The organism is Pseudoalteromonas sp. Hal040, from assembly GCF_037162425.1.
Lineage (GTDB): Bacteria > Pseudomonadota > Gammaproteobacteria > Enterobacterales > Alteromonadaceae > Pseudoalteromonas > Pseudoalteromonas gelatinilytica.
This window is the reverse complement of the sequence record NZ_JARLUU010000001.1, coordinates 586471-606921: the sequence shown is the minus strand read 5'-3', so window position 1 is coordinate 606921 and position 20451 is coordinate 586471. Positions and strand designations below refer to the sequence as shown.

The following is a 20451-nucleotide window of genomic DNA, read 5'->3' as shown; positions in this document are numbered from 1 at the left end:
TTTACATTTTATTGGTTAAATAACGTAAAATAGCGAAAAGGCAAAATTTTAGGTGTTTTATGCAGGTTTATTTAGTCGGTGGCGCAGTAAGAGATGCCCTACTTGGTCGTGACGTTAAAGAGCGCGATTATGTGGTGGTTGGTGCAACGCCAGCGCAACTTATCAGCCAAGGCTATCAACAAGTTGGTAAAGATTTTCCGGTATTTTTACACCCTAAAAGTAAAGAAGAATATGCGCTAGCCCGTACCGAGCGAAAACAAGGCCAAGGTTACACGGGGTTCATTTGTGATTTCGCGCCTGATGTCACTTTAGAGCAAGACTTAATTCGTCGAGATCTCACCGTAAATGCCATTGCGCAAGCCCAAGATGGCAGCTTAGTTGATCCATTTTCTGGCCAGCAAGATCTTGAAAATCGTGTATTACGTCATGTCTCCGATGCCTTTAGTGAAGACCCTCTACGCATATTGCGAGTAGCGCGTTTTGCTGCTCGTTATCATTACCTAGGCTTTACTATCGCCCCAGAAACCCTATCACTATTAACCGAGATGGTTAAAGCCGGTGAACTGAGCACCCTCACCGCTGAGCGCGTTTGGTTGGAATGCGAAAAATCCCTCAGTGATGGCGCATTTAGCGAGTTTCTGAATGTACTTGCCAGCATCAATGGTCTGCATGTGATTAGCCCTGAGCTTGAAAGTAAATGGGGTGATGAGCTTTACCATACGTTTCAAGCGCGTTTTGATTATGCTAACAAACTACAAATTAACGACACTGCGTTATTATTTAGCCAAATTACCTTATCGCTTTCAAGCGATGAGATAAAAACGATAGCTAGCAACATACGCTTACCTAATGAAGTGCGTGATTTAGCGCTATTTAGCCAAACTCATCAAACAACGTTAAGTGCAGAAAAACCGACTAGCGAAGCTGTTTTTGCTTGCTTTAATCAACTTGATTTATGGCGTCGCCCTGAGCGTTTTGAGCAAGTATTGAAGGTGTTAGAAATAAGTCAGCAACAGCCTATTAGCTGTATTGAGTCACTCACTAAGGCAGCCAAGCAAGCACGAGCAGTTAGTCCGCAGCAATTTATTGCTCAAGGTATCAAAGGCGCAGAAATAAAAACCGCGCTTGAGCAAGCGCGGTTAGAAGTTATTAACAGTTACTTTTCGTAGCGCACCAAACGCAAATAAACATCGGACGTTTTTGCGTGCAGGCTGTTTATGCCTTTATCAAATTGGTACACCCAAGCAAGATCGGTACGACTAATACCTGAAGTACTGCTCCAATAGTTTTGCAGCTTAGTCGATAAAAATGCCGTTTCGTTGATACTAGGCTGTACACAACTATGCTCTAAGATACTTGCTAACTCTTTTACATTTGGCACATGCCAATCAGTGTAATCAGCAAACGTTGCGTTTTCGGCCCCGCGTAAAGCTTCGCCCCATGTAAGCTGCTGGCTCGTGCCCTCGCAAGTATCCGTGTCACTATCATAACTTTGGCCAAACGTACAACGTTGCCACATAAGACCCGTTTCGCTGTCACTTACTGTACCATCCTCATTGATAGTAAAGCGGCTATCAGGCGTCGTCTCAGTGACGGCGCTATAACATACTTGCGCGACGGCATAACTCGATTGCAGAGCGATTACGGTAAGTGCTGTGATTAAAGATAAGTTTCGCATATTACTCTCCCGGCGTTCTAACTAAGCGCACAAAGGCAGTGTTACTTTTTGGATACGCTAAATCATTCGCACTACTCATATCGATAATATAAGCTTGCGACAAACTTGTTCCATCTGCCGCGGTTTGCGAAGTCCAATAAGGCATAAACGAGCTGCCATCTGTACTTAGTTGCGTGTCGCTCGGTTGATTTGGGAAAAAGTCACTATTAAGTATCGAAGACTCACCTTGCTTGGCATAATCTAATAACCCTAATAATTCGGTGTAAGTTGGCACACGCCAATTTGTACCACCGCAAAAATCGCTGCTGTTCACATCATTAATGTAAGTTTGCAGGCCACAGTTGCTGGTACTTGGGCAGGTAGAGCTCGCAGCCCCTTGTACACTGCCCGTTTGCACACCACTTGAACCATTTAAATACCAGGTATAATGGTTTGTTGCTGCACGATCGGTTGTTGACGGCGGTAATGTTGAACTTGCTTCTTTTACTTCCCAAATAAGGCCCGTCACGTTATCGCGTACACAACTAAAGCTGGTCGCATCATCAGGAAGTTCGTCGGCATATTCATTCATTTTGGTAAAATCAAACGCCAAGTCACCCTGACCGACTTTATCTAGTTGATTAGCGACACTGTCACGGCCTATGTCTGCGTCTTGGCTTGGGAAGTCTTCGCTGCCGCAATTAATTTTTTGCGAGTTGTTATAGCAATCGCTCATACCGGTATCGTTAATTAATCCCAACGGTTTTGGACTTATATCAATAATCACTGTATCTGTGTCGCTACGCGATTTACTGTCTGTCACGGTAACTTCAAAACTAAGCTCTGAATCGGTATCGACATCAGGAGCTACAAACGTCGTGATACATTGGTTCTGGTTTGCCAACGTCACTGTTTCGCCTGTTAACTGCTCCCAAAAACATGATTTTGTTGCCGTCACAATTTCACTATTGCTGGCATCAAGGGTAACGGTATCAAACTCGATAACCTGCTGGTCTTCCCCTGCATCAGCAATAATTACCTCAACCGTTTTGTTTAAGGTAAACGACGCCTCAGTACTCGCCGAGCCACCTTCATCATCGGTTACAGTCAAGCGCCATGTCATTGCTGTATTTGATTCAAGTAATGGGTGAGTAAAACTAATTGTTTGATTTGTATAACTATCAGCGGTTAAATCTGGGCCATCAAGTTGCGTCCACAAATAACTGTCAACCGAGCCATTTTCATCGATATCAGCAGATTCTTCGCCGCTTAATGTGATCACATCATTGTACTGTGATGGCAACTCTTCTGGCGCAGTTTGGGTAATAACAGCAACAGGAAGTTGGTTATTGGAAGTAATAAAAATACTGACTTGATCGGAAACAAGTTGCCCATCATCGGTTTGATAATTCACTTTCAGCACAAGCTCTGAATCGAGCTTAATATCAGGAGCAGTAACAGTTTGTTCAGCACCCTCAGCAGGAAAACCTTCTAATGCTGGGCCACTGACTCGCTCCCAGGTGAAGGTTCCATCGCTTGGAGAGCCTTTTGCAGATACAGTAAACTCACTTTTTTCAATGATTTGCTGATCTGTGCCCGCATTAACGGTTGCAGCGGTTGTGCTCGAATCACTCGAACCGCCACCGCCACCACAGGCTGTTAATGTCGTTAATGCAACGAGGGCAAGAGGCACTAATCTCATGTTTACCACCTTAAAATGAAAAGTCGGTTAAGACCGACTGCCAAATAAGCTAATAACAAGCAATTAAAGTGCCAGACTAGGAGTTATAAATAACTTTCTTGGTGGATACGAACGAAAAGCTTAGTGCCGACTTTACTGTAGTCGACTTTATACTCTCGACCATCTAGGGCTTGGATAAACAGTAAACGTTTTTCTTCTGCGAACACATCTGGACTGGTGACATAAACCATCTCTAGATAGCGCTCTTTCGCTTCACGACGGTTTTTTGGCAGATCTTCTTTGAAAGGCTCAAGGCCATTTTGGGTCACTTTAATACGTGGATGGTTTTCACCATTCACTATCACTAAATCAAGTTTTTTATCTTTGTGTATAATTGTGTTTCGACCGCTTTTAATAAAAGAACGTTCTTGACTCATAGCCTTTTCCTACTACTTTCTGCCACCTAAAGCTTACATTTTCTGCAAGCGAGTCTCTATAAACTCATTAGGATTCAGTTTCCAACGATTCAAATCAGCACTAAATTGCCAAATATCAACATCAAGTACATTGGCAGGCAGTAATAAATCGTATCCTGTCAATTGCCTTAAATGCTGCGTACGATTGGCAAACATGGCAATCAATCCTTTGTAAAGCTGACCACTTGGGGCAGTGTAGTCCGTCTCTTCTATTAACCATTCTGATGGGCAATCACCATTTTTGCAATGTTTTTGAATAACTTGCATAAATAAATGACGTTGCTCTATTAGTAATCGTCCGGCAATTCTTGGGTGAATCTGTGTTAAAAATTCATCTATGTTATTGAGTTTAATACCAACTGCGTTTAACTCAAGGTATTCTAAGCCCTGTTCCACTTTTGGTATACCACTATGATGAAAATTAGCACGATTTAGCTGCCAATTCCCAACTTTGTGATGATAAATAAGTAAATTCTGAGTAAATGTTAGGCTAAAGTATGGCTCTTGCGTTTTTAAAAAGCCAATAAACAGCGCAGCAATACAGCTTGTTGCTAAAAAGATTTCAACAAGGCTAATTTCGCCAGGTCTCAATATGTTAACCAGCATAATAATGATCAGCCCAATACCGCCTACAACCAAAAACTCACTGCCATGGCGAGATGCTTGAGCGCGCACGCTAAGTGCAGGACATTTCTTATCCATAAACAGAAAAATAAAAAATAAACATCACAATTGTGACCAAAACTATCTTTCTAAGCGTTAAACAATAATTACACTTTGGCTCTTTACTCATACTAAAACCTCTTTTTTAGTCACAATAAAGGAACAAACTAGCCGAACTTTTAACTTTTACGCTAAATGCACAAATATATGAGATACCTGACATACGGTGCACGTACTAATTTTGTACACTACACTCAACTAATTTTCTGGTAACACAATGATGTATTCTACACAATCTGGCAAAGCTCTTTTTCCATTTATTATTACCCTTTTGCTAGGGTTATGTATTTATTTGTATTTACCTTCAAGCCAAGGTGAACAGAGCAACTTTGGTAATAGCGCAACTCAAGTGACAGCACATACGGTTGTCGCTGAAGAAAATGCCGTGCTGATAGAAGCAATTGGTAGTGCTCGTGCTAACCAAGCGATTTACTTGCGTAGTGCACAAAACGATTATGTTACCGATATTTTTTTTAACGATGGCGATTTAGTAAATAAAGGTCAAAAGCTTGTTCAACTGCAATCGCAAGAAGAAGAATTAGCAGTAAAAGAATTAAGCATCAATTTACGAGAAGAACGCCGCCAACTTGAGCGCCTCACTGAGTTATCTCGCTCACAAGCCACTGCAAAGTCGTTACTAGAAGAGCAGCTGTCACGTGTTGACGCAACCGAAGCACAGCTTGAAAGTGCAAAAACAAAATTGGCCGAGATGACGATTAAAGCGCCTTTTTCAGGTTTGCTTGGTAAGCGTGAAATTTCAATTGGTACCTATGTAAATAGCACAACTAACATTACGACACTTGATGATATCAGCATCATCAAAGTTGATTTTAAAGTGCCAGAAAAATACTTAGCGCAACTGCAACTCGGTATGAAAGTGATGACGCAAAATGATGCGTACCCAGAAAAAACCTTTACCGGTAAAGTCACTCACATTAGCTCACGCATAGACTCAATTACCCGTAGCGTTGAAGTGACTGCAAGCTTTATCAATAAAAGCGGCTTATTACGTCCTGGTATGCTGTTAAACACAGCCTTAGAGTTAAGCTCAAGCCAAGCACTTATGGTGCCTGAAAAAGCCGTGATCCCGCAACAAGACAAACACTATGTGTTCCAAATTGAAGATGGCGTTGCTAACAAAGTCGAAGTGCATGTGGCTGGTCGTCACAATGGCTGGGTAGCCATTGACAAAGGCCTTGAAAATGGCCAACAAGTTGTGACTGAAGGCATCATTAAGATCCGTACTGGCAGCAAAGTAAGTATCAAAGGCTAAACCATGAAAATTACTGATACTAGCGTTAAGCGCCCGGTCTTCGCGATCGTAATAAACCTATTATTACTCACCTTTGGCTTGGTGGCATTTTCTATGCTGCCACTGCGTGAGTACCCAGATATTGAAACGCCGATTGTTAGTGTTAGCACTGAATACACAGGTGCTAGCGCAGAGATCATTGAAACGAAAATAACCCAAGTCCTCGAAAACCGTATTTCGGGTATCGAAGGCATTAAAAGTATTAACTCGTCGAGCCGAAATGGCCGCTCAAATATCACCATTGAATTTAATATTAGCCGCGATATTGATGCCGCATCAAACGATGTACGCGAGCGTGTAGCTCGTGCCCTTGATAGCTTACCTGAGCAGGTTCGCCCGCCAGAGGTGTCTAAGTCAAACAGTGATGAAAGCCCAATTGCTTGGTTCGTACTAAACAGTACCACTATGGATTCATTGCAGTTATCTGATTACGCACAGCGTTTTATTGTTGACCGATTAGCCGTTGTTGATGGTGTCTCAAACGTGCGCGTAGGTGGCGAGCGTAAATACGCAATGAAAATCTGGTTAAACCGTAAAGCAATGGCTGCGCGCGGTATTACTAGTAGTGATATTGAAACCACTTTACGTACTGAAAACGTTGAATTACCTGCCGGTGAAATCGAATCTATCGACCGTGATTTTACAGTACGTACTGCGCGTAGTTATAAAGATCAACAAGACTTTCGAAACCTAGTAATTAAACGGGGTGAAGATGGCTATTTAGTGCGTTTAGGTGAAGTGGCTGATGTGCACTTAGAAGCCGCGGACGACGAAAGCTTATTCCGTGGTAATGGCCGCAACATGATTGGTTTGGGTATCGTCAAACAAGCCAAAGCTAATACCCTAACCGTGGTTGATAATGCCCGCGCAGAGCTTGAAAAAATTAAGCGTAACCTGCCAGAAGGCACCACCATTCAAGACAGCTATGACTCTTCAATTTTCATCAAAGAATCGATTGATGAAGTTTATCGCACACTCGTTATTTCAATGGCACTAGTTGTCTTAGTTATTTACCTGTTTTTAGGCAATATCCGCGCAACGCTAGTGCCAGCTGTAACCGTACCGGTGGCGTTAGTGGGTAGTTTTATGTTCTTGCTGGCTATGGGTTATTCAATCAACTTACTGACTCTTCTAGCCCTTGTGCTGGCAATTGGTTTAGTGGTGGATGATGCGATTGTTATGCTCGAGAACATTCACCGCCGTATCGAATTAGGCGAACCACCACTACTTGCTGCATTTCGTGGTGCCCGTGAAGTTGGCTTTGCGATTATAGCAACGACCCTCGTATTGATTGCGGTATTCGTACCACTGGTGTTTATGGATGGCCGAATCGGTGCCCTATTCACAGAATTTGCTATGGCGGTAAGCGCTCGCGGTGTTCTTCTCTAGTATTACTGCGTTAACGCTTTCTCCAGCGCTTTGCTCAAAAGTTTTGAAGTCATCAGAAAAAGAAAGCAAGTTTAGCCAGTGGATGGATAGAAGCTTTAACAAAATCGAAAATGCTTACCGTAACTCACTCACCTCAAATATGAGCCGTAAGTGGAGCTTACTACTGACTATGATTTTGGCCGGTGTTGCCAGCTTTATGCTATTTCAAAAAGTGCCATCAGAGCTTACGCCAAAAGAAGACCGCGGTACTTTCTTTATCATGATGAGTGGCCCTGAAGGCGCAAGCTATGAAAATAACGCTGCAAACATGGCTAAAATTGAAGAACGTTTAATGCCTTACTCTGAGTCTGGTGAATTGAGCCGAGTGCTTGTTCGTGTGCCGGGCTGGGGTGGTCAAGGTGGTGTTGCTATCATTGGTATGGCTGACTGGGATAAGCGTAAGCGCTCAACCTGGGAAGTAATGGACGAAATCAGCGGTAAAATGACTGAAGTGACTGATGTGCGTGCATTTGCCATTATGCGCCGTGGTATTGGTGGTGGCGGTTCATCTCGTCCGATTGAATTTGTACTGCAAGGTAACGATTACGACCAGCTAGCCGATTGGCGAGACCGTATTATTAAGCGTGCTGAGAAGAACCCTGGCTTGGTAAGAATCGATCATGATTACAAAGAAACATTCCCGCAGTTTTTAATCAACATTGATAAAAACAAAGCCGCTGATTTAGGGGTTTCTGTATCAGATGTGGGCCGCACGCTTGAAACCATGTTAGGTCAACGCCGCGTAACCACCTTTATCGACCGCGGTGAAGAATACGATGTGATTTTAAAAGGCACCAAAGAAGACTTTGCTAACCCAACTGATATCTCAAATATCTATTTAAAATCACGTAGTGGCGAATTAGTGCCGCTAGATAGCTTAATTAGCTTAAAAGAAGAAGCCACTGCATCGCGTTTAAACCGTTATAACCGTATGCGCGCAATTACTTTAAGTGCGAACTTAGCAGATGGTTATACCCTAGAAGAAGCGCTTAACTTCTTAAATCAAGTTGCAGCGGAAGAAAACGACATCGACGGTGCAATTGACTACAAGGGTGAATCTCAGCTGTTTTATGAAGGTGCATCGGCAATGACCTATGTATTCATACTGGCACTGACAGTCACCTTCTTAGTACTTGCAGCCCAGTTTGAAAGCTTTATTCACCCATTTGTGATCATGCTTACTGTGCCACTTGGTTTAGTGGGTGCATTATTTGGTTTGTGGTACACCGGACTTACTCTGAATATTTACAGCCAAATTGGTATCGTAATGCTGATAGGTTTGAGTGCGAAAAACGGTATCTTGATTGTTGAGTTCGCGAATCAACTGCGCGATAAAGGTGTGGAGTTTAACGAAGCGATTACCCAAGCGGCGACACAACGTTTACGTCCAATTATTATGACCTCATTGACCACCGTGATGAGCTCGGTACCGCTGGTACTTGCAAGTGGTCCAGGTGCAGAAAGTCGCATGGTAATTGGTGTGGTGGTATTTACTGGTGTTATTGTTGCAACCTTACTGACCTTATTCGTCGTACCTGCTGCATACAGCGCACTTGCACGAAATACCCAGTCGCCTGAGTACTTACAGAGCAAGTTAGAGCAGCAAGCAAAAGACAAGCCGTTAGAAGAAATTTAAACGAGCTTGAGCTTTAACAAAACGCCGTCTTTACGGCGTTTTGTTTTTTCGGCTATAGTCAGCAAAACGGTAAGGAAGTGAAATATGGATAACAACATACAAATAGCCACTTTTGGCGGCGGCTGCTTTTGGTGTATTGATGCCGCATTTAGACGCGTAAAAGGCGTGCTTAATGTCAGCTCTGGCTATGCCGGTGGTGAGATTGAAAACCCAAGTTATCAACAAATTTGTACCGGCTTAACGGGTCACGCTGAAGTGGTTCAGCTTGATTTTGACAGCAGTATTGTAAGCTATAACACCCTGCTTGAAATGTTCTTCACTTTACACGATGCCACACAGTTAAACCGCCAAGGTAATGATGTCGGCACCCAGTATCGAAGTGTTATTTATTATCATGATGAAAAGCAAAAAGCAGAATCTCAAGCCATGATTGATGCTTTACAAAAGCAAATTCGTGAGCCGATAGTCACCGAGCTGAGTCCACTTACAAACTTTTACCCTGCAGAGCAGTATCATCAAGACTATTACAATGAAAACCCAAATCAAGGTTATTGCAGTATTCTGATTGCCCCTAAGCTTGCTAAGTTCGAACAGTATTACGCAGATAAACTAAAATGAAAAAAGCCCGCTAAGTAGGTAGCGAGCTTTTAGACGCAGAACTAATAATAACGCTGAGCGTGTTTTAACTTAAAGGCGAATGACATCAACGGGCAAATTAATGTCAATTACTCGCTTTAAGCAAACAGCTCAGTTGACCTTAATGGTTATTAGAACTGATAACGGGCACCTACAAACAGGCGACGCTCGGCCGTGTTGTAGTAATAAAATTCGTCGTTAATGTAATCACCATCTAGGTCTGTACCATAGGCATCAACAGCGTTGTACTCTCTATCGAATAGATTTTCTACACGTAGTGAGACAGTTAAGTTGTCAGTCGCTTGGTAGTGACCAACTAAGTTCCATAACGTATAAGAAGGTAAGTGCGTTAACTTGCCATCACGATCACCACGGTATTGCATATCGATACCGGCATCAAAATCACCCCATGCTTTATTTAATGACCAATTCACACTGTGATTTGACACATAGGTTAGTGACTGACCTGTCTGTGTATCTTCCGCTGAAAGGTAGGTAAAGTTAAAGCTGTGATCAAAGCCAAACACTTGGTTTTTAAAGCTAAATTCAACACCTTCGTGGCGAGCTTCGTTTATATTAGTTGGGATCCACTGCCCTGATGCATTTGGTGCCCAAGCGATTTTATTGTCGATTTCGTCGCGGAAAATCGCAATATCAAGGCTGATATCATTCACATTCAGTGATAAGCCAAGCTCTTGGTTATCTGATGTTTCAGGGTTTAACTCTGGGTTACCTGAGCCTGGGTAATATAGGTCATTAAATGTTGGAGATTTAAAACCTGTGCTTTGACTTACGCGGAATGTAGCGATGTCATTTAAGTGATAGCCAACAGCTGCAGTGTAAGTTGTTTCATCACCAAACTGCTGATCATCATCTTGTCGAACGGTTAGGTTTGCCAGCACGTGTTCGTCGTCATAATATGCGCCAACAAACGCGCCGAATACTTCACGGCTGTCTTTTAAGTAAGTACCTGAGTTAGTGTTCACTTCATCTTTATACCAATTCAAACCGCCACTAAGAGTCAGTGCTTGATTGAAAAAGTATTGGCCATTGTAATCAATTTGCTCACGCTCAGTTTCAAACTTATCAACCACCGTTGCACCAGTGTAATCAATACGTGAGTCATCTGAACTATCACTTGATATAGCAATATCAATGGCATGGTTGTGTTTTTCGAAAGCCTTTTTCCAACCTAGTGAAGCTTGGTAATTTTCGAACTCGCCTTTTTCTACGGTGCTGTCTGCAGGGCTATAAGCGCTATCGTATTTTGCTTCGCCTTCTGAGTATTGTGCTTGCGCTAAAAACTCACCTAACTGCTCATTTTGATAACCAAGATTAAAGCCAAGGTTTTTGTTCTCGTAGCCGTCTTCATCAGGGGCTAAGCCTTGCAAAACATCAAAACCATCTGTTTTTTCATAACCGGCATTAACGGCAACATCAACACCCGCAAACTGACCACCTGTCGCTACTTGATACTCTTGGTAAAAGTCAGAGCCAAAAGTAACATCTAAGGTCGTGTTTTGTGCTTTACGCGTAATGATGTTAATCACACCAGCTAGCGCGTCAGAACCATATACAGCAGCACGAGAGCCTTTGATTACTTCAACACGCTCAATACTGTTTAAAGGAATATTGCTAATACTTTTATAGCCAAGTGTTGCAGAGCCTGTGCGTACACCATCAATTAAAATAAGTGTATGACGAGAACTTGCACCACGTAATGAAACACCTGAGCTTTGCCCAAAACCACCATTGGCATTAATTTGAAAGCCTGCTTGAGTTGCCAGTAAGCTTGGTAAGTCACGCACATAGCTTGCTTCAATATCAGCGCGGTCAATGACAGTAACACTGGCTAATACATCATTAATTGATTGTTCGAATTTATTGGCAGAAACTGTGATGTGCTCGATTGATTGCTCGTCAGCAGATACAGAAAAAGACAACGCAGCAGCAACCGCTACGCCTAACGCAGATTTATTTAGCATGATATCCCCTAGCCTGTGCCCACCGCACACGCGAATAGTAAGTTACTTCAAGGCCGGTCTCCGGACTCTGTATATGCATGGCATCTACATTACCGTTGCGGGGGCAGTGTTGGCATTGTTTTCTCCCTGAAAACGCACCGACTTCCCGATTATCTTGCGACTATTTCACCCTTTGAAATAAAACGTATCTGAAGATACAGCAAGCACCTAGAAAATAGGCCGTTATTGTGATGATTTTGGGGAAGAATGTCAATGGACGGCTATACCGCTAAAGGCAAGTTTTAAGTCTAACGCTGCAAGTGGAGTCAGATCAAAAAAGCCAATCAGCATGGTGATTGGCTTTTATAAAACAATGATTACCAGAAGTACTCATGAGGTTTTGAGTTTCCTAACGGAAAAACAATTCCTTCTGGGTCAGCACCATTCAGCACACGCTTGCAAAGAGCTTTATTTAAGCGTCTTCTTGGCTTAGTCATTGTCATTTTCACCCACCAACTTGGTGTTTGTTGGTAAAAATAAGTACTGTGTGGACCTGTGTATTTTCTGTTTATTTTACCGTGTTTATTACGGTCAATTGTTTTGTTTTTTACTGACATAAATATCCTCTAGCTGAAAATAGCTAGAAGATATCTTTTTCTCTGTAACCTAATATTCGTCTCAAAATACGCTCCTTGTAAAGTTCAGAAACTTGCAGGCTTATAGCTTAAAACTGACAGCTTAAAGCTATAAACACAGTGTATTAATCGCGGAAGTTTTTGAACTGGAATGGTTGACCTAAATCAGCAGTACGAACAACTTGCATTGCTTCTTGTAAATCATCACGTTTTTTACCAGTTACACGTAATTCTTCACCTTGAATCGCGGCTTGTACTTTAATTTTTGAGTCTTTGATTAGCTTAACGATTTTCTTCGCTACGTCTTTTTCGATACCTTGCTTAAGAGCAACATCACGCATTACGTATTTACCGCTACGCGACTCATCTCTTAATTCTAGGCTAGATACATCTAAGCCACGCTTTGAAATTTTCGCAGCAAGAATGTCAAAAAGTTGCATTACTTGTTGTGGTGCTTCAGCTTTTAACTTAATTACTTTGTCACTTAGTTCGATTGATGCATCAACACCACGAAAATCAAAACGCGTCTCTAGTTCACGCTTTGCATTATCTACTGCATTCTGCGCTTCGTTCATTTCTACTTCAGAAACAATATCAAATGAAGGCATGGGGTTCTCCTAACATAGTCTTTTTTAAATTCATTTATGGTTGGCAATTATAACGCTTATTTGTCGATTCTTTCTATTTTTATCCGATTTGTTCAGGTGCGATGCAAAAATTGTTTGATATACTGGCCATTCAATTTCGGCATTTTTAGGGTTTATTGTGACAAGGCGTGTTTACCAAGTTATCTTTTTAGCCAGCATTATTGGCTTTACGATTTTGTTTGCCAAAGAAATTAAAGGGGTTAGCAACCTCTTCCCACACGTAGATAAAGTGGCGCATTTTGGTATTTTCTTCATATTAGCCATGGTGATGGATAAAGCCTTTAAATTACCACTGATGGTGCAAATTTTACTGTTAGCTGGGTATGGAGCCGCCATTGAATTTATGCAAGACATGCTGCCTTACCGTCAAGCCTCGGTTGGTGACTTTATCGCTGACTTTATTGGTGCCATCAGCTATTTTGCTATAAAACTTGGTTTTCATTTAGGTAGTAAGCAACGTAATGGCTAATGTTTTAATTGTTGGCGATGGTGCGATTGGCTTATTGTTTAGTCATTTTTTATCTGCACAACATGACATCACATTACTGACCCGTAAGCCAACCCTGACCACGCGTTTTTATCAAGCAAGTAATGGTAAATCACACCCTATCAAAGCCCGTCTCATTAATCATAAAGAGCTTGGTCATTCAGCGCCCTTTGATTTAGTGTTAATCACCGTTAAAGCATTTCAAGTTCAAGCGGCCTTTAAGCAAATAAAACCTTACCTCAATGAAGACTGCCAAATCGTTATTTCTCATAATGGTATGGGTAATGTTGATGAACTTAATGCCCAGCTTTTGAACACGCAAGGATTAGCGTTTTTAACAACGCGTCTAGCTGGTTTTAAAACAACACCTTATAGCGTAAACCACACTGGAAATGGTGAAAGTGTGCTAGGCGCATGTAATGCGGCTGCAAGCGAAAGGCTCAACGAGCTTAAGCAGCAGTTTAGTTACTTACCACATTTTTCTGTGAGCGATGATATTCACTTCGTCGCGCTGGCAAAAACTACTAGTGAACATTGCCATTAATCCCTTAACGGCAATTCATAACGTTAAGAATGGCCAGTTACGCGCGCCACAATTTAGCACGCGCATTATTAATTTACTTAGTGAGGCGTGTTTGGTAGCCAATAAACAAGGTGTTGATGTAAAACTCAGCGAGGCGTTGGACCAAGCCTATTCTGTGATGACAGCCACCGCTGAAAACTTTTCTTCTATGCAACAAGACATCAGCCATAATCGAGAATCTGAAATTGATGCGATTTGTGGCTATGTGTGTGAGCAAGGTGCTAAGTTAGGGATAAAAACCCCCTATAATCAAGCAATGCTAAGCATGATAAAAATTAAAAGTTAATGGGCTGCTAGTTACTAAGAGAAAGAGTAAAGCTACAAGGGGAAAGGAGAAAGAGTAAAGTTTCTCGTAATGATTTCAGGCATTAAAAAAGCGCGAACATGTCGCGCTTTTCTCACTATTCCTTACGGGCGATACACTTTTACGTTGCTAAAGCCTTCTTCGTGAAGGATCAGTGCTTGTAGCTGGCTCATCACACCTTTAGCACAATATAAGTAATATTCTTTATCTTTTGGTAAGTCACCAAATTTAGTCGCTAAACGGAAGAAAGGTAAATGTACAACTTCAATACCTTCAAGCTCAAGTGGGTTTGCGTCTTCTTCTTCAGGTGAGCGAATATCAACAACAACCGCTCCTTCAGGTAAATCAGATACAGACTCTGCTTCTTTCACTTCTTGCTTAGCTTCGGTGTCGATATCGCGAATATCCATCACTCGTGCATTTTCAACAACTGTATTTAGCACGTCGAAATCAAACTTAGCTTCTTCGGCAAGAATGGTTTTGATTTTAGCTTTAACCGTTGGCTTTTTAGAAATTACACCACAGTATTCAGGCATGCTTTCTGCCATCTCAGCCGTACCAATTTTACGCGCAATATCAATAATATCTTGCTTATCGTGTTGGATTAACGGGCGAATGATTAAAGTTTCCGTTACACGGTCAATCACACTTAGATTAGCCAGTGTTTGGCTTGATACCTGACCAATACTTTCGCCAGTCACTAGCGCTTGTACACCTAGTTTTTCTGCAACTTGGCTACCGGCACGCATCATCATACGCTTAAGTACAACACCCATTTGGCTGTTTTCAACGTTCTCTAAAATCTCAGCAACAACAGGTTCAAAATCAACAGTAACGAACTTCACTTTGTGAGTAGAGCTGAACTGTTTCCAGATATAATAACTCGCCTGCTTAACACCGATTTCGTGCGCAGCACCACCTAAGTTAAAGAATAAGAAGTGAGTACGTGCACCTTTACGGATCATTTGATAGCTGGCAACACCAGAGTCAAAACCGCCCGACATAAGCGATAATACATCTTCTTGTGTTGGTAACGGGAAGCCCGCCATACCTAAGTGAGTTTGAGTAACGATATATGCTTTTTCATCACGCACTTCTAAACGTACTGTTACTTCAGGGTGAGATAATTTAACGCGCGCACCTTCAACATGCTGGTTTAAACCACCACCTACGTAGCGCTCTACATCGCTCGATGTAAAGTCATGCTTACCAGAACGTTTACAACGTACACAGAATGTTTTACCCGCAATCGTATGGCCAATTAGCTCAATTGCTTTTTGATAAATATCGTCGATTGAGTCGAAGTCTGTTTCTGTAACTTCAATAAACTGTACGATACCTGGAATGCGTTTTAAGCCATCGATAATATCTAAACGAACTTGCTCAGAGTCGAGTAAGCTAACAACAGAGATATTATCCCAGTTGTTTCTTACCTGAACTTTTTCGTCAACACGACGCAAAACGATCTTAATGTTATTTTCTAATAACTTGGTAAAACGCTTACGAACAGATTTACTCTTGATCGCGATTTCAGGGTGTAATTTGACGATAAATTTAAGCATAGTTCACTCTTAGACTGTGGATTTCACACGCCCTAAGGTTTAGCAACCTCAAGGGCGCGCGATTATAACAAAAATTATAGCGTCTAGGAAATAAACTGCTTTGTAGGATTAGTGGTCGTTTTGCTCAGATTCTGTAAGGGCCAAATACTTTGCCCTTAATTGATTTACTTGTTCTAAATGTTGCTCGGTACAGTGGGCTTTTAATAGCAGCAATACCTTTAAAATACCGTTATAAATATCTGCTCTGGCAAGTTCACCACTTAAGCGACGAGCTTTGATATAAGGCGTCCAAAAACTCACGGTCATTTTTAGCATATGCGCAAGTTCTGTGACATCTTCGTCTTCAATGCAAATGATCCCGCCTTCACGCAATGCAAACAGCACATCTTTCACTTGCTCTAAAAGCTCAGCTTGAAACGCAATGTAGCCTTTTTTCAGCTCTTCATCACGAGATAAAATATCGCCTAAGTTGTCGTAGAAAAACTGAAAACGCCACATAAGTTCAAATAGCGAATCAAGATAGCCCGCTAGGTTTTCTAGTGCGTCGTCACCGGGAGTCAGTGGCTTAAAGTGAGTGTGTAAATGATCGCTATACAAAGCAAATATGTGGCGAATAATATCTTCTTTATTTTTAAAGTGATAATACAAGTTACCTGGGCTTATCCCCATATGCGAAGCAATATGGTTAGTTGTTATGGCACGCTCACCATGGCGATTAAATAACTCGATGCTGGTGTGTATGATTTTGTCCTTTGTGCTCATAGCTTATTTACTCTGTTTTTTTATGATTATTACGGTCCCCAGCCGAGCAGTATAAACAAATGCGCAGCAATTAAATACTACCTTGAAAAATATTAACCTCAATCGGTTTAGTACCTTATATAGGTGAAGGATTCTAATCCGATACGCGTATTTTCGAAGCTGCATCGTCGAGAAAACACTGTTAATATAGCAAGCAAATTTATAAATCGCTGAATGTTATGAACGTTACTGCAATCTATCCGGGCACTTTCGACCCACTTACAAATGGCCATACAGACTTAATTCATCGCGCGGCAAAAATGTTCGATAAAGTGATTGTTGCCATTGCGCATAATCCAAGTAAACAACCTTGCTTTACCCTTGATGAGCGCGTTGAACTTGCTAATAAGATTTTGGCGCACCTTGATAATGTGAGTGTGATTGGTTTTTCTGGCTTATTGGCTGATTTAGCTCGCGACCACAAAGCCGAAGTGCTTATTCGTGGAATTCGTGCGGTGTCTGACTTTGACTATGAATTTCAGTTAGCGAATATGAATCGTCGCCTAAACCCAGATCTAGAAAGTGTATTTTTAACACCGGCAGAAAAAAATTCATTTATTTCATCGACACTCGTCAAAGAAGTTGCACGCCATAATGGCGATGTAAGCGAGTTTGTTGACCCAGTCGTAGCCAAAGCCTTACAGGATAAAATTCACGGATGAAATTAAAAAAGTTCATTAGCTTAACAGCATTACTAATGATCTCTGCGCCAAGTGTTGCTGGACCATGGATAGAAAGCGACGACCCGTTACTTCGCGCTTCAATCGAAATGCTCTTTAACCAAGGCATTATTAAACAGCCAATTAATAGCTATCCATTAATGTGGCAAGGTATCGCACGCGACCTAGACGTTGCCAATACCAGCCAACTTGACGAGCAAAGCTTATTTGCTTATCAGCATGTAAAACATGCTCTTGATAATGCAAAACAAAAAACCAGCTCAGGTATTCGCCTAAACTACAACAGCGAACCTCTCACTCAGCAAGGTTTTGGTAAACGCCACCAGCAAGAAAGCGGTGTAAATAGTTATGGTTCAATCACAGGGAAGCGTGTTAGCGCTAAAGTGAGTGTAAATTACGCCGATGACGCCCTTGATAAACAGCATGTTACTTATCAAGATAGCTATTTAGCCGTACTCCTTGGTAATTGGTCAATCAGTGCAGAGCAAGTTAGTCATTGGTGGGGGCCAAGTAACGATAACGCCCTACTTCTATCAAATAATGCGGCGCCAATGAAAGGTGTGCGCTTCAGCAGAGCAAATACGCAATATGTAGGCCCAAGTTGGCTGTCGTTTATCGGTAATTGGCAGTTAACGGGTATTTACGCTAAGCAAAAGCCATATCTAAATAGCTCAGATGACGGTGACTTTTGGGCACTCCGGTTTGCAAGTACGCCATTAACAGGCCTTGAAATAGCAATTAACAGTGCAGGCTCTGATTATTTAACTAACCTCGAAATTGACCCAGTTACACTCGAAAGCAGTGAATCAACACATCGTTTAACGAGTTTAGATATTAAGTATTCAACCACTTTAGCGGCGCAACCTGTGGCATTTTATGCTGAAGTAATGGGTCGAAATGAAAGTGGTTTAGCACCGAGCGAGCCATTTTATACGCTAGGCGTAGAAAGCTATTTTGGCTCGAAAGAAAGTCTATTAAAAAGCTACTTTGAATACTCAAATACAGAGCAAAGCTGTGATCAAATTAGCGATTGCGTATATGGCTCTGGCAGCTATACACAACGCTCACGCTTAATTGGTAGCTCAACACCGCTACAAAGTGAATCGGCTATCCTTGGCGCCTATTACCACACTCTAAATGGTTATGGTGGCCATGCGAAGTTACGTTGGATTGAAAGCGAAACCACACACGCTGAACTCGCATCAGATACGAGTCAGCTGCAGCTAGAGCTTGGTTATCAGCAATCTGTGTTTAATGGTCTGTGGAAAGTGACAGGGCTTATTTCAAAAGATGAAATAGGTGATGAGTCAGAAACAAACACAGCCCTTAGAACTAGCTGGGAATACCGTTTCTAACCAATTGGGGTCAAGCTAGTTCAGCTTGGCCTCGAACTTTCCTGTATAGCTTCACAAGCCCTAAAAAGTCTTTATTACTGAAAAGTGCGATGAGCATCATGATATCCATCAGGTTCACTGTAATACTGTAGACATCCCAAAACCACCAGCTTCCTGTATAGGCGTAGTTAATATCGAAATACATACCTAAAAACAGTGATATATTTACGCTTAGACCAATTGAAATATAGAGCTTTACAGGCTCATCAAAAATGCTTTTACTTTTTGAAATTAGCCACACTATAAAGAAAATGACAATATCAGAACAAGCCCAGATTAGATAAGCTAATGTTGTATCCAAAATATCGTATCCAAAAGTGATATTCAGCAACGGATCACTAGCCATATATGAAATAAACATTGTGAATGAGATCCACATCTTGGTGCCATCACCACCTGGAAATGAAGATTTTTTGACCATATTGTATAAAAAGGCCATTAAAAATCCCCACATAATAAATGTAGCTAGATATAAACCTATGTTTTCTTGAACCACTCCAATCATTGATTAGATCAATTCCAACTTTTCTTCAGGTTTTTCGCTCGACGACATAGGATACTTAACAAATTTTTTGAGTAGTAAAAAGTCTTTATTGGATGCAATAGCAATTATCATCATTAAATCTAGTAAATTTACACCTATCGAAAATACACTCCACAAAAGCCAAGGTTCTCGATTACCTAGTATGAAAATATCGTAATGCATCGAGAGCATAAAACTTGCATTAAGCAGTAATCCAGCGATTACATAAATTGAAGCTGTAAAGAGTTTTACACTTTTTACTAACAACCAAAAAGAGATCACTAATATTGTTATCAAATCGTATAGAAACCAATTCAAGTATGGCGCGTCAGATAATTTAATAACATCCGTAACAAAATATGATAAGGCCATAATCGCAGATAAAATCAGAGGAGATTTATCAACTTTATTAATGCTGGTCGATAGATTAAACAAGAAAGCCATAAGTACCCCCCATTCAATAAAAATTCCAACCAGCTGGCCAGTAATTGAATCAAGATACATTAGAGGTATTTACTACTTTTTTATTCCTAAAGTGAGATTTGATAGATTTTTTAAGTTTATGCAGACCGTATATGTCTCTATCGATAATAAGAACTGCAATCATACTGTAATCAACGAAGTTAACTCCAAATGCATAAATATCCCATAGTAGCCATGGAGTTGAATTTCTATTTAACTCAACATCTATATACAAAGAGATAAATAGAGTAATGTTAACGGCTAAACCAACGACTAGATATAAAAAGGAAGGGGTCGTTTTATTTATGAAATAATACCCAGTTAAGAGCGCTAATACTGTTGCTAAGTCGTAAAGTACCCAATCAAAATAAGTTGCGGCGGTAGAAGAAATCCAAGTGAAGAAATAATCACCAGCCATATAAGAAAGCATCATTATAAAAGAGCTGAGCAACAAGGTAGTACGACGCTTGACATCTAAACTATAAACAAAAACGTTAAAGAAAAATGCCATTAAAAATCCCCAAGCAGATAGGGCTGATAATGAAAAAAATCCAAATTGCTCAGTTAAAAACATTGTTTTCCTATAATCATTCTTCCTTCTTACTAGGAGGAAGAATTACACCGCCACCGCGTTGAATCTCTGCACCGCCTGATAAAGACAGCGCTTCACTTGATAAAGTTACTGTATCAGATTGCAGGGTTTTATTACTAGTAGTTTGTTCCAAAGCAGGCTTTGTTTGTTGCATTTGGCTGTAAGCTTGCATTTGCAATTGGCTATTGTTTGAAATTTGCATAAGTTAATTCCTTTAAGTTAATTGTTTTTTCAGTACAGCTTACAATAGCTTGTAAGCTGAGTTAAG

21 protein-coding genes, 1 pseudogene and 1 riboswitch are annotated in these 20451 nt (G+C 41.2%); of the genes and pseudogenes, 9 read left to right on the top strand and 13 right to left on the bottom strand.

Going from position 1 to position 20451, the window contains the following annotated elements; genetic code table 11:
• The first annotated feature begins 59 nt into the window (after nucleotides 1–59).
• A complete protein-coding gene (locus P4S60_RS02780) occupies nucleotides 60–1169 on the top strand; it encodes a tRNA nucleotidyltransferase (RefSeq protein WP_337114926.1) in 1110 nt (369 codons plus the stop codon).
• Here P4S60_RS02780 and P4S60_RS02775 read toward each other — a convergent pair.
• The 4 genes from P4S60_RS02775 to P4S60_RS02760 all read right to left on the bottom strand — a co-directional run bounded on the left by P4S60_RS02775 (nucleotide 1157) and on the right by P4S60_RS02760 (nucleotide 4516).
• The gene (locus P4S60_RS02775) at nucleotides 1157–1678 is read right to left on the bottom strand and encodes an Lcl C-terminal domain-containing protein (protein ID WP_337114925.1); all 522 of its coding nucleotides are present in this window, start codon (nucleotides 1676–1678) and stop codon (nucleotides 1157–1159) included. The two genes, P4S60_RS02780 and P4S60_RS02775, sit on opposite strands and share 13 nt — an antisense overlap.
• Nucleotide 1679: 1 nt before the next feature.
• Nucleotides 1680–3359, bottom strand: coding sequence for an Lcl C-terminal domain-containing protein (locus tag P4S60_RS02770; RefSeq protein ID WP_105181279.1), 1680 nt, complete (start codon nucleotides 3357–3359; stop codon nucleotides 1680–1682).
• 83 nt (nucleotides 3360–3442) lie between these two features.
• Nucleotides 3443–3775, bottom strand: coding sequence for a hypothetical protein (locus tag P4S60_RS02765; protein WP_105181280.1), 333 nt, complete (start codon nucleotides 3773–3775; stop codon nucleotides 3443–3445).
• Nucleotides 3776–3808: 33 nt separating this feature from the next.
• Nucleotides 3809–4516 (bottom strand): DUF2982 domain-containing protein, encoded by a 708-nt coding sequence (locus P4S60_RS02760; protein ID WP_337114924.1) that lies wholly within the window; start codon nucleotides 4514–4516, stop codon nucleotides 3809–3811.
• 241 nt (nucleotides 4517–4757) lie between these two features.
• Here P4S60_RS02760 and P4S60_RS02755 point away from each other — a divergent pair, with 241 nt between their 5' ends.
• The 3 genes and pseudogenes from P4S60_RS02755 to msrA all read left to right on the top strand — a co-directional run bounded on the left by P4S60_RS02755 (nucleotide 4758) and on the right by msrA (nucleotide 9531).
• On the top strand, nucleotides 4758–5810 hold the full coding sequence (locus P4S60_RS02755) for an efflux RND transporter periplasmic adaptor subunit (RefSeq protein WP_063703532.1): 1053 nt from the start codon (nucleotides 4758–4760) through the stop codon (nucleotides 5808–5810).
• A 3-nt stretch (nucleotides 5811–5813) separates the two neighbouring features.
• A pseudogene (locus P4S60_RS02750) lies at nucleotides 5814–8913 on the top strand (efflux RND transporter permease subunit).
• An 84-nt stretch (nucleotides 8914–8997) separates the two neighbouring features.
• Nucleotides 8998–9531: a peptide-methionine (S)-S-oxide reductase MsrA gene (gene msrA, locus P4S60_RS02745; protein ID WP_054560929.1), complete on the top strand. Its 534-nt coding sequence runs from the start codon at nucleotides 8998–9000 to the stop codon at nucleotides 9529–9531.
• Between the two features lie 149 nt (nucleotides 9532–9680).
• On the opposite strand, the gene P4S60_RS02740 is transcribed toward msrA, so the two are convergent.
• The 3 genes from P4S60_RS02740 to P4S60_RS02730 form a co-directional block, all read right to left on the bottom strand.
• On the bottom strand, nucleotides 9681–11534 hold the full coding sequence (locus P4S60_RS02740) for a TonB-dependent receptor domain-containing protein (protein WP_337114923.1): 1854 nt from the start codon (nucleotides 11532–11534) through the stop codon (nucleotides 9681–9683).
• Nucleotides 11535–11568: 34 nt separating this feature from the next.
• A riboswitch (cobalamin riboswitch) is annotated at nucleotides 11569–11724 on the bottom strand.
• 166 nt (nucleotides 11725–11890) lie between these two features.
• On the bottom strand, nucleotides 11891–12130 hold the full coding sequence (locus P4S60_RS02735) for a hypothetical protein (protein ID WP_063703179.1): 240 nt from the start codon (nucleotides 12128–12130) through the stop codon (nucleotides 11891–11893).
• Nucleotides 12131–12273: 143 nt separating this feature from the next.
• Complete coding sequence (locus tag P4S60_RS02730; protein ID WP_063703177.1) at nucleotides 12274–12756, bottom strand: YajQ family cyclic di-GMP-binding protein; 483 nt, start codon at nucleotides 12754–12756, stop codon at nucleotides 12274–12276.
• 157 nt (nucleotides 12757–12913) lie between these two features.
• On the opposite strand from P4S60_RS02730, the gene P4S60_RS02725 reads away from it, so the two are divergent.
• From P4S60_RS02725 to P4S60_RS02715, 3 genes are read left to right on the top strand one after another with little or no spacing between them, the layout of a single operon-like run.
• Complete coding sequence (locus P4S60_RS02725) at nucleotides 12914–13264, top strand: VanZ family protein (RefSeq protein ID WP_063703175.1); 351 nt, start codon at nucleotides 12914–12916, stop codon at nucleotides 13262–13264.
• The gene (locus tag P4S60_RS02720; RefSeq protein ID WP_337114922.1) at nucleotides 13257–13826 is read left to right on the top strand and encodes a ketopantoate reductase family protein; all 570 of its coding nucleotides are present in this window, start codon (nucleotides 13257–13259) and stop codon (nucleotides 13824–13826) included. The genes P4S60_RS02725 and P4S60_RS02720 overlap by 8 nt, the downstream gene beginning before the upstream one ends.
• Nucleotides 13810–14151 carry a ketopantoate reductase family protein gene (locus P4S60_RS02715; RefSeq protein WP_337114921.1) on the top strand — a complete coding sequence of 114 codons (342 nt, stop codon included), beginning with the start codon at nucleotides 13810–13812 and terminating at the stop codon, nucleotides 14149–14151. The genes P4S60_RS02720 and P4S60_RS02715 overlap by 17 nt, the downstream gene beginning before the upstream one ends.
• Nucleotides 14152–14273: 122 nt before the next feature.
• Here the strand turns inward: P4S60_RS02715 and thiI are convergent, their stop codons facing one another.
• Both thiI and P4S60_RS02705 read right to left on the bottom strand, forming a co-directional pair.
• Entirely contained in the window at nucleotides 14274–15731 is a 1458-nt protein-coding gene (gene thiI / locus P4S60_RS02710) for a tRNA uracil 4-sulfurtransferase ThiI (RefSeq protein WP_337114920.1), read from the bottom strand.
• 108 nt (nucleotides 15732–15839) lie between these two features.
• Nucleotides 15840–16493: a TetR/AcrR family transcriptional regulator gene (locus tag P4S60_RS02705; protein WP_337114919.1), complete on the bottom strand. Its 654-nt coding sequence runs from the start codon at nucleotides 16491–16493 to the stop codon at nucleotides 15840–15842.
• Nucleotides 16494–16711: 218 nt separating this feature from the next.
• Between P4S60_RS02705 and coaD the strand changes: the two genes are divergently transcribed.
• Together coaD and P4S60_RS02695 are read left to right on the top strand one after the other, a co-directional pair.
• A complete protein-coding gene (gene coaD, locus P4S60_RS02700) occupies nucleotides 16712–17194 on the top strand; it encodes a pantetheine-phosphate adenylyltransferase (protein ID WP_063703162.1) in 483 nt (160 codons plus the stop codon).
• The gene (locus tag P4S60_RS02695; RefSeq protein ID WP_337114918.1) at nucleotides 17191–18567 is read left to right on the top strand and encodes a capsule assembly Wzi family protein; all 1377 of its coding nucleotides are present in this window, start codon (nucleotides 17191–17193) and stop codon (nucleotides 18565–18567) included. Before coaD ends, P4S60_RS02695 begins: the two co-directional genes overlap by 4 nt.
• A gap of 10 nt (nucleotides 18568–18577) precedes the next feature.
• Here the strand turns inward: P4S60_RS02695 and P4S60_RS02690 are convergent, their stop codons facing one another.
• Genes P4S60_RS02690 through P4S60_RS02675 form a run of 4 tightly spaced genes read right to left on the bottom strand, consistent with a single transcriptional unit; the run spans nucleotide 18578 to nucleotide 20385 of the window.
• Nucleotides 18578–19111, bottom strand: a complete 534-nt coding sequence (locus tag P4S60_RS02690) for a hypothetical protein (RefSeq protein ID WP_337114917.1) — start codon at nucleotides 19109–19111, stop codon at nucleotides 18578–18580.
• 3 nt (nucleotides 19112–19114) lie between these two features.
• Entirely contained in the window at nucleotides 19115–19633 is a 519-nt protein-coding gene (locus P4S60_RS02685) for a hypothetical protein (protein ID WP_105181288.1), read from the bottom strand.
• Nucleotides 19623–20165, bottom strand: a complete 543-nt coding sequence (locus P4S60_RS02680) for a hypothetical protein (RefSeq protein ID WP_105181289.1) — start codon at nucleotides 20163–20165, stop codon at nucleotides 19623–19625. Before P4S60_RS02680 ends, P4S60_RS02685 begins: the two co-directional genes overlap by 11 nt.
• Nucleotides 20166–20178: 13 nt before the next feature.
• A complete protein-coding gene (locus P4S60_RS02675; RefSeq protein ID WP_287246080.1) occupies nucleotides 20179–20385 on the bottom strand; it encodes a hypothetical protein in 207 nt (68 codons plus the stop codon).
• Nucleotides 20386–20451: the final 66 nt, after the last annotated feature.

What these genes read in the sequence shown, in the direction of transcription:
- P4S60_RS02780 (WP_337114926.1), top strand. Translation starts at nt 60, where the DNA reads ATGCAGGTTTATTTAGTCGGTGGCGCAGTAAGAGATGCCCTACTTGGT.
- P4S60_RS02775 (WP_337114925.1), bottom strand. Translation starts at nt 1,678, where the DNA reads ATGCGAAACTTATCTTTAATCACAGCACTTACCGTAATCGCTCTGCAA.
- P4S60_RS02770 (WP_105181279.1), bottom strand. Translation starts at nt 3,359, where the DNA reads ATGAGATTAGTGCCTCTTGCCCTCGTTGCATTAACGACATTAACAGCC.
- P4S60_RS02765 (WP_105181280.1), bottom strand. Translation starts at nt 3,775, where the DNA reads ATGAGTCAAGAACGTTCTTTTATTAAAAGCGGTCGAAACACAATTATA.
- P4S60_RS02760 (WP_337114924.1), bottom strand. Translation starts at nt 4,516, where the DNA reads ATGGATAAGAAATGTCCTGCACTTAGCGTGCGCGCTCAAGCATCTCGC.
- P4S60_RS02755 (WP_063703532.1), top strand. Translation starts at nt 4,758, where the DNA reads ATGTATTCTACACAATCTGGCAAAGCTCTTTTTCCATTTATTATTACC.
- msrA (WP_054560929.1), top strand. Translation starts at nt 8,998, where the DNA reads ATGGATAACAACATACAAATAGCCACTTTTGGCGGCGGCTGCTTTTGG.
- P4S60_RS02740 (WP_337114923.1), bottom strand. Translation starts at nt 11,534, where the DNA reads ATGCTAAATAAATCTGCGTTAGGCGTAGCGGTTGCTGCTGCGTTGTCT.
- P4S60_RS02735 (WP_063703179.1), bottom strand. Translation starts at nt 12,130, where the DNA reads ATGTCAGTAAAAAACAAAACAATTGACCGTAATAAACACGGTAAAATA.
- P4S60_RS02730 (WP_063703177.1), bottom strand. Translation starts at nt 12,756, where the DNA reads ATGCCTTCATTTGATATTGTTTCTGAAGTAGAAATGAACGAAGCGCAG.
- P4S60_RS02720 (WP_337114922.1), top strand. Translation starts at nt 13,257, where the DNA reads ATGGCTAATGTTTTAATTGTTGGCGATGGTGCGATTGGCTTATTGTTT.
- thiI (WP_337114920.1), bottom strand. Translation starts at nt 15,731, where the DNA reads ATGCTTAAATTTATCGTCAAATTACACCCTGAAATCGCGATCAAGAGT.
- P4S60_RS02705 (WP_337114919.1), bottom strand. Translation starts at nt 16,493, where the DNA reads ATGAGCACAAAGGACAAAATCATACACACCAGCATCGAGTTATTTAAT.
- coaD (WP_063703162.1), top strand. Translation starts at nt 16,712, where the DNA reads ATGAACGTTACTGCAATCTATCCGGGCACTTTCGACCCACTTACAAAT.
- P4S60_RS02695 (WP_337114918.1), top strand. Translation starts at nt 17,191, where the DNA reads ATGAAATTAAAAAAGTTCATTAGCTTAACAGCATTACTAATGATCTCT.
- P4S60_RS02690 (WP_337114917.1), bottom strand. Translation starts at nt 19,111, where the DNA reads ATGATTGGAGTGGTTCAAGAAAACATAGGTTTATATCTAGCTACATTT.
- P4S60_RS02685 (WP_105181288.1), bottom strand. Translation starts at nt 19,633, where the DNA reads ATGTATCTTGATTCAATTACTGGCCAGCTGGTTGGAATTTTTATTGAA.
- P4S60_RS02680 (WP_105181289.1), bottom strand. Translation starts at nt 20,165, where the DNA reads ATGTTTTTAACTGAGCAATTTGGATTTTTTTCATTATCAGCCCTATCT.
- P4S60_RS02675 (WP_287246080.1), bottom strand. Translation starts at nt 20,385, where the DNA reads ATGCAAATTTCAAACAATAGCCAATTGCAAATGCAAGCTTACAGCCAA.